Annotated in this window: 7 protein-coding genes; all 7 read left to right on the top strand. The window is 72.9% G+C overall.

The annotated features are described in order from the left end of the window. The coding region (locus tag ESO86_RS07725) for an arginine--tRNA ligase (protein ID WP_129234375.1) at positions 1 to 1,466 on the top strand (1,466 nt) is incomplete at its 5' end. 10 nt (positions 1,467 to 1,476) lie between these two features. Beyond that, positions 1,477 to 2,283, top strand: coding sequence for an LmeA family phospholipid-binding protein (locus ESO86_RS07720; RefSeq protein WP_129234374.1), 807 nt, complete (start codon positions 1,477 to 1,479; stop codon positions 2,281 to 2,283). A 220-nt stretch (positions 2,284 to 2,503) separates the two neighbouring features. After that, positions 2,504 to 3,892 carry a diaminopimelate decarboxylase gene (gene lysA, locus ESO86_RS07715; RefSeq protein ID WP_129234376.1) on the top strand — a complete coding sequence of 463 codons (1,389 nt, stop codon included), beginning with the start codon at positions 2,504 to 2,506 and terminating at the stop codon, positions 3,890 to 3,892. Next, a complete protein-coding gene (locus ESO86_RS07710; protein ID WP_129234373.1) occupies positions 3,889 to 5,199 on the top strand; it encodes a homoserine dehydrogenase in 1,311 nt (436 codons plus the stop codon). Before lysA ends, ESO86_RS07710 begins: the two co-directional genes overlap by 4 nt. Next, entirely contained in the window at positions 5,196 to 6,293 is a 1,098-nt protein-coding gene (gene thrC / locus ESO86_RS07705) for a threonine synthase (RefSeq protein WP_129234372.1), read from the top strand. The genes ESO86_RS07710 and thrC overlap by 4 nt, the downstream gene beginning before the upstream one ends. Next, positions 6,290 to 7,255, top strand: coding sequence for a homoserine kinase (gene thrB, locus ESO86_RS07700; RefSeq protein WP_129234371.1), 966 nt, complete (start codon positions 6,290 to 6,292; stop codon positions 7,253 to 7,255). Before thrC ends, thrB begins: the two co-directional genes overlap by 4 nt. Positions 7,256 to 7,512: 257 nt before the next feature. Next, the coding region (locus ESO86_RS07695; protein WP_242492263.1) for a Rho termination factor N-terminal domain-containing protein at positions 7,513 to 7,815 on the top strand (303 nt) is incomplete at its 3' end.

Genomic DNA, 7,815 nt, shown 5'->3' with positions numbered 1-7,815 from the left:
CGACCGAGCTGGCGGCCGGCCTCGCCGGCGTCGACGGCGTCGCGAGCGCCGAGGTCGCCGGTCCCGGCTTCATCAACATCCGGCTGGATGCCGCGGCCGCCGGCGCGCTCGCGAGGGCGATCGTCGAGGCCGGCACCGCGTACGGCCACGGCGACTCGCTGTCGGGTCGCGTGATCGACCTCGAGTTCGTCTCGGCGAACCCGACCGGTCCGCTGCACATCGGGCACACCCGCTGGGCGGCGCTCGGCGACTCGATCGGCCGGGTGCTGCGCGCCGCCGGAGCCGAGGTCGCGAACGAGTACTACATCAACGACGCCGGCAACCAGATGGACAATTTCGGCGCCTCGGTCATCGCGGCCGCGAAGGGCGAGCCGACCCCCGAGAACGGCTACCCGGGCCGGTACATCGCCGACCTCGCCGCGCGCGTGCTCGAGCGCGAGCCCCACCTCCTCGACCTCGACGACGAGGTCGCGCTGCACACGGCCCGCGAGATCGCCTACGAGCTCCAGCTCGCCGAGATCCGCGCGTCGCTCGAGCGCTTCAACGTGCACTTCGACGTGTGGACGAGCGAGCGCGCGCTGCACGCGAAGGACGACGACGGCATCTCGGCGATCGACGCCGCGGTCGAGCGCCTTCGCGCACAGGGCCACGTGTTCGACGAGGACGGCGCGGTGTGGGTGCGCACGACCGACTTCGGCGACGACAAGGACCGGGTCATCCGTCGCGCGAACGGGGTCTACACCTACTTCGCCGCGGATGCCGCGTACTACCTCGACAAGGGCGACCGCGGGTTCGAGCACAAGATCTACCTGCTCGGCGCCGACCACCACGGCTACGTGCATCGCCTGAAGGCGCTCGCGGGCGCGGCGGGCGACGACCCGGAGCGCGACATCGAGGTGCTCATCGGCCAGCTCGTGAGCATCAACGGCGCGAAGCTGTCCAAGCGGGCGGGCAACATCATCGAACTCGACGACCTGCAGGCCTGGCTCGGCACCGACGCGCTGCGCTACACGCTCGCCCGGTACCCGGCCGACTCGCCCCTCGCGATCGACCCCGAGCAGCTGCGCCGCCGCACGAACGACAATCCCGTCTTCTACGTGCAGTACGCGCATGCGCGCACGGCGGCCGTCGCCCGCAACGCCGCGACGTCCGGCGTCGACCGCTCGTCGTTCGCTCCCGAGCTGCTCGAGCACGAGGCCGAGTCGGCGCTGCTCGGGGCGCTGCAGGAGTTCCCGCGCATCGTCGCCCAGGCCGCGGAGCTCCGCGAGCCGCACCGCATCGCCCGCTACATCGAGGAACTCGCGGGCCTCTACCACCGCTGGTACGACAACTGCCGCGTGCTCCCGCTCGGCGACGAGCCGGTCGGCGACCTGCATCGCACGCGGCTCTGGCTGAACGACGCGACCGGGCAGGTCATCCGCAACGGCCTCGACCTGCTCGGCGTGTCGGCGCCGGAGCGGATGTAGCCTCGCCCGCATGAGTTCACGCGACGCCGACACGGTTCCCGTCGACCCGGTCGGCGGGACGGACGCCCCGCCGCCCCGCCGTCGCCGCGGCGGCCGCGTCGTGGTCGTCGTCCTCGTCGTGCTCGCGGTGATCGCCGCCCTGCTCGTCCTCGTCGAGACGGTCGGGCGGGGCATCGCCGAGCGGAACGTCGCCGACTCGATCGAGCGGTCGCTGCCCGAGGGCGTCGAAGGCGAGGTCCGCGTCCAGATCATCGGGTTCTCCGCGCTCTGGCAGGCGATGACCGGGAGCATGGACGAGATGGTCGCCACCGCGCCCGAGCTCCTGGTGAACGGCGTCCCGGTCGACGTGACGGTCACGGCGTACGGCGTCCCGCTCGCCGAGGGCGCGACGCTCGAGCGCGGCGAGGCGGAGGCGTCGATCGACGGCGACGCCGTCGACGAGATCGCCGCGTCGCAGGGGATCACCGGCGGGCTCACCCTCGGCGAGGGGACCGTCGCGTACGAGGACGAGACCACGTTCCTCGGGATCCCCATCGGCTTCTCGATCACCGCCGAGCCGGAGGCGGCCGGCGACCGCGTGCTGCTCCGGCCCGTGGCGGCCGACATCAATGCCGGGGGCGGCAGCTTCGACGCCTCCGGCCTGGTCGACGGTGTGCTCGGCGGCGACCCGGTCCCGATCTGCGTCGCCGACCGGCTCCCCGAGGGGGTCGAGCTCTCCGGCATCGAGGTCGAGCCCGATCGCGTGACCGTCCGGCTCGAGGCGAGCGGGCTTCCGCTCGTCGAGGAGACCCTCGCCACGACGGGCACCTGCGGCTGAGCGACGCCGCCGGTCCGGCTGCGCCACGTCCGCGACATCCGGTGTCGTCGTCGATTCGGCCGCCGCGACCGGCGTCGGTAGACTCGCCCGTATGCCGCCCCACAAGGGCGGCCCGCACCGAGGCTTCAGGAACCGATCCGGGTTCGCTCGCCGTCCGAGCGATCCGTCGTTCCATCGTCCCGTGAGGTTCCCCGTGTCATCCAGCGCATCCGTCCCCGCGATGCGCGGCGCGCCCGCGGACGCCGGCGCGCTCGATCCTGCGGTCTGGCCCGAGGGCGCGCACCGCGACGACATCGGCCGGATCGTCGTCGGCGGCGTCGACGTCGAGACCCTCGCCGAGCGCTTCGGGACGCCGCTCTACGTCGTCGACGAGCAGGTCGCGCGCTCGCGCGCCCGCCGGACCCGCGCCGCCTTCGAGCGGGCCGCGGCATCCGTCGGCACCTCGGTCACCGTCTACTACGCCGGCAAGGCGTTCCTCTCGGGCGCGGTCGTCCGCTGGATGACCGACGAGGGGCTCGCTATCGACGTGGCGACGGGCGGCGAGCTCGCCGTCGCGCTCGCTGCGGGCGCCGATCCCGCGCGCATCGGGTTCCACGGCAACAACAAGTCGGTGCGCGAGATCGAACGCGCCGTGGCCGCCGGCGTCGGCACGATCATCATCGACAGCGAGGTCGAGGTGCTCCGAATCGCGGATGCCGCGGCGCGCGCCGGCCGCGTGCAGCGTGTCCGGCTGCGCGTCAACTCGGGCGTGCACGCGTCGACGCACGAGTTCCTGGCCACCGCGCACGAGGACCAGAAGTTCGGCATCGCGCTCCCCGACGCGGCGCGCGTGGTCGCCGGCATCCGCTCCCACGACTCGCTCGACTTCGTCGGCCTGCACTGCCACATCGGATCCCAGATCTTCGACGCCGCCGGCTTCGCGGAGTCGGCCGAGCGGCTGCTCGCGGTGCACGCCGAACTGTCGGCGGTCGCACCGGTGCCCGAGCTGAACCTCGGCGGCGGATTCGGCATCGCCTACACCGAGGCCGACCGGCCCGCTCCGATCGAGGAGATCGCCGACGGCATCGCGCGCGCGGTCGCCGCCGCGAGCGGGCGGCTCGGCGTTCCGGTGCCGCGCCTCGCGTTCGAGCCGGGTCGCTCGATCATCGGTCCGGCCGGCATCACGCTCTACACGGTCGGCACCGTGAAGCCCGTGCCGACCGACGAGGGCTGGCGCCATTACGTGTCCGTCGACGGCGGCATGAGCGACAACATCCGCACCGCGATGTACGGCGCGTCGTACACGGTGCGCCTCGCGTCGCGTGCCTCCGACGAACCGGCGGCGCTCGTGCGCGTCGTCGGCAAGCACTGCGAGTCCGGCGACGTCGTCGTCGACCACGACTGGCTTCCCCACGACGTCGCCCCCGGCGACCTCGTGGCGGTCGCCGCGACCGGCGCGTACTGCTGGTCGCTGGCGTCCAACTACAACCACGTGCCACGACCGCCGGTCGTGGCCGTCTCCGGCGGCGCCGCGCGCGTGATCGTGCGCGGCGAGAGCGAGGAGGACCTCCTCGCCCGCGACGCCGGACTGTCCGACCACGACGATGACGCACACGGAGTCACCGCATGATCGAATACCGTTCCATCCGCGTGGCGCTGCTCGGCGCCGGCTCGGTCGGCTCCCAGGTCGCCCGGCTGCTGCTCGAGCAGGGCGACGAGCTCGCCAATCGCATCGGCGCGAGGATCGAGCTCGTCGGCATCGCCGTCCGCGACGTCGACGCCCCGCGCGACGTCGCGCTGCCGCGCGAGCTGCTCACGACCGACGCGGAGTCGTTGATCCTCGGCGCCGACATCGTGATCGAGCTCATGGGAGGACTCGAGCCGGCGCGCACGCTCATCCTGAAGGCCGTCTCGTCGGGTGCCGACGTCGTCTCGGGCAACAAGGCGCTGCTGGCCACCCACGGTCCCGAGCTGTTCGCCGCGGCGGAGCAGGTCGGCGCCCAGCTCTCGTACGAGGCGGCCGTCGGCGGCGCGATCCCGATCATCCGGCCGCTGCGGGACAGCCTCGCGGGCGACCGGATCGACCGCATCCTCGGCATCGTCAACGGCACGACGAACTTCATCCTCGACCGGATGGACACGACCGGCGCCTCCCTCGAGGACGCGCTCGCGACCGCCACCGAGCTCGGCTACGCCGAGGCCGACCCGACCGCCGACATCGGCGGCTACGACGCCGCGCAGAAGGCCGCGATCCTCGCCAGCCTGGCGTTCCACACGAGCGTTCCCGTCGACAAGGTGCACCGCGAGGGCATCACGGGCGTCACGGCCGCCCAGGTCGAGTCGGCCAAGCGTGCGGGCTACGTCGTGAAGCTCCTCGCGATCTGCGAGCGCCTCGCCGACCCCGAGACGGGGGAGGAGGGCGTGTCCGCACGCGTCTACCCGGCCATGGTGCACCGGAGCCATCCGCTCGCCGCCGTGCACGGCGCCAACAACGCGGTCTTCGTCGAGGCCGCGGCCGCCGGCCCGCTCATGTTCTACGGCGCCGGCGCGGGCGGCGTGCAGACGGCGTCCGCCGTGCTGGGCGACCTCGTCGCGATTGCGCGCCGCCACGTGCTCGGCGGGCCGGGCACGGCCGAGTCGACGCACGCCGAGCTCCCCGTGCTCGAGATCGGCCGCATCACGACCCGCTACGCCATCACGATCGAGGCCGCCGACCAGCCGGGCGTGCTCGCGACGATCGCCCACGTGTTCGCCGACCACGGCGTCTCGGTCGGCGAGCTCGAGCAGACCATCAACGACGAGAACGGCCGGGCTACGCTGGTGATCGGCACCCACGAGGCGCGTGAGTCCGCGCTCGCCGAGACGGTCGCCGCGCTCGCCGACAGCCCGGTCGTGACCTCCGTCGCATCCGTCATCCGAGTCGAAGGAGCAGAGTGAACCACCAGGCAACGAAGGCGCCGTCGCGCCAGTGGCGCGGCGTCATCCGGGAGTACGCCGATCGCCTCGACGTGACCGACGCCACCCCGATCGTCACCCTCGGCGAGGGCGGCACGCCGCTCCTGCCCGCGCCGGCGCTCTCGCGCCGGACCGGCGCGGACGTGTGGGTCAAGTTCGAGGGCATGAACCCGACCGGCTCGTTCAAGGATCGCGGCATGACCATGGCCGTCACGAAGGCCGTCGAGGGCGGGGCCGAGGTCGTCATCTGCGCCTCGACCGGCAACACGTCGGCCTCGGCCGCCGCGTACGCCACGCACGCCGGCATCAAGGCCGCCGTGCTCGTCCCAGAGGGCAAGATCGCGATGGGCAAGCTCAGCCAGGCGATCGCGCACGACGCGCAGCTCATCCAGATCCAGGGCAACTTCGACGACTGCCTCGACATCGCGCGCGACCTCGCCGAGAACTACCCGGTGCACCTGGTCAACTCGGTGAACAACGACCGGATCGAGGGGCAGAAGACCGCCGCCTTCGAGGTCGTCGAGGTGCTCGGCGACGCGCCCGACCTCCACTTCATCCCGGTCGGCAACGCGGGCAACTACACCGCGTACACGCGCGGGTACCGCGAGGACATCGCGGCGGGCAACGCGACGCGGCTGCCGCGCATGTTCGGCTTCCAGGCCGCCGGCTCCGCGCCGCTCGTGCGCGGCGAGCCGGTCCGCAACCCCGAGACCATCGCGAGCGCGATCCGCATCGGCAACCCGGCGTCGTGGCACCTCGCGCTCGAGGCGCGCGACCTGACCGACGGGTACTTCGGCGCGATCGAGGACGACAAGATCCTCGAGGCCCAGCGGATCCTCTCGGCCGAGGTCGGCATCTTCGTCGAGCCGGCCTCCGCGATCAGCGTCGCGGGCCTGCTCGAGCGAGCCGAGGCCGGGCAGGTGCCGGCGGGCGCGAGGGTGGTCCTGACGGTCACCGGGCACGGACTGAAGGACCCGCAGTGGGCGCTCCGTCGTCCCGACGGCTCCGAGGTCGCGCCGACCGTCGTCCCCGCCGACGTGGCGCACGTCGCCGAGGTGCTGGGGCTCGGCGCATGAGCGCCTCCGCCGCGGCGGAGGCGACGCCCTCGACGGACGACGTCCTGCTCGGGCGGAAGGTGCACGTCAAGGTCCCGGCGACCTCGGCGAACCTGGGTCCCGGCTTCGACACGCTCGGGCTCGCGCTCGCGCAGTACGACGAGGTCGAGGTCGAGGTCGTCGACTCCGGGCTCGAGATCGAGGTGCACGGGGTCGGCGAGGGCGAGGTCCCGCTGGACGCATCGCACCTCGTGGTGCGCGCGATGGCGCACACGTTCGCCCGGTTCGGCCGCGAACTCCCCCCGATCCGCCTCGTCGCCCACAACTCCATCCCGCACGGTCGGGGCCTCGGTTCCTCCGGCGCGGCGATCGTGGCGGGCGTCATGGCGGCGAAGGGCCTGCTCGCGCCCGAGGTCGAGATCTCCCCGGACGGACTGCTCGAGGTCGCCACGGAGCTCGAGGGGCACCCCGACAACGTCGCGCCGGCGCTCTTCGGCGGGCTCACGATCGCCTGGGTCACCCCGGAGGGTCCGCGCCACAAGAAGCTCATGGTGCACCGCGGAGTGTCCCCGCTCGTGCTCGTGCCCGAGCACGAGATGTCCACCGCGCTCGCACGGAGCCTCCAGCCGCAGTCGGTGCCCCACGAGGACGCCGTCTTCAACGTCTCCCGTTCGGCACTGCTCGTCGCGGCGCTGATCCAGAGCCCCGAGCTGCTGCTCGCGGCCACCGAGGACAAGCTCCACCAGAGCTACCGGGCCGAGGCGATGCCCGAGACCGATCGGCTCATCCGGCGGTTGCGCGAGGCGGGCCATCCGGCCGTGGTGTCGGGGGCCGGCCCGTCGATCCTCGTGCTCGCGAGCGATCCGAGCGAGCGGGCGGATGCCACGAGCCTCGTCGAGGAGACGGCCGACACCGCCTGGCAGGCGCTCCCGCTGGCGGTCGACTTCCTCGGCGCGACGGTGACGCCGGTCGACGGCGACTGAGGGACGCGCGGATTCCGCCTCGGGATCCGCGCCGCACCGCGTGGCGCGTGGTCCGAGCGCGGACCACCGGGTGCTAGACTGAGGTCCGCACCCGGTCGGCGCTGCACCACTCGCGCCGTCGCCGTTCGGTGCGATTCCCGGCATCTCATGCTTTCGCCATCGCGCAGATCTGCGCCTCGCGCGCACGTCTGCGACGTGCCGCGATCAGCTCTCCTCGGCCAACCCCCAATGCCTGGCCAGGGGAAAGGACAATCCCAGTGACCAACGGAACCGACCACGCGGAGCGCGTGGACCGCACCCGCCTGTCGACCATGAAGGTCGCCGAGCTCCAGGAGCTCGCGTCCTCGCTCGGCATCGCGGGCGCCTCGAAGCGCCGAAAAGGAGAACTCGTGGAGTTGATCTCCGCCCACACCGACGGCACCGCGGCCGTCGAGGCCGACGACGTCGTCGAGCCGGCCCCCGCAGCTCCCTCCGAGGCCGAGGCTCCCGCCGCGGCATCCGCGCCGCCCGTCGACGAGGTGGCCGCCGAGGCCCCTGTCGCCGAGGCTCCGGCCGCGGAG

The sequence above is a fragment of the Agromyces binzhouensis genome (genome assembly GCF_004135055.1).
GTDB lineage: Bacteria > Actinomycetota > Actinomycetes > Actinomycetales > Microbacteriaceae > Agromyces > Agromyces binzhouensis.
This window is presented reverse-complemented; position numbering and strand designations above follow the sequence as displayed.

Coding starts and splice junctions, on each gene's coding strand:
- ESO86_RS07710 (WP_129234373.1), top strand. CDS start 3,889: ATGATCGAATACCGTTCCATCCGCGTGGCGCTGCTCGGCGCCGGCTCG.
- lysA (WP_129234376.1), top strand. CDS start 2,504: ATGCGCGGCGCGCCCGCGGACGCCGGCGCGCTCGATCCTGCGGTCTGG.
- ESO86_RS07720 (WP_129234374.1), top strand. CDS start 1,477: ATGAGTTCACGCGACGCCGACACGGTTCCCGTCGACCCGGTCGGCGGG.
- thrB (WP_129234371.1), top strand. CDS start 6,290: ATGAGCGCCTCCGCCGCGGCGGAGGCGACGCCCTCGACGGACGACGTC.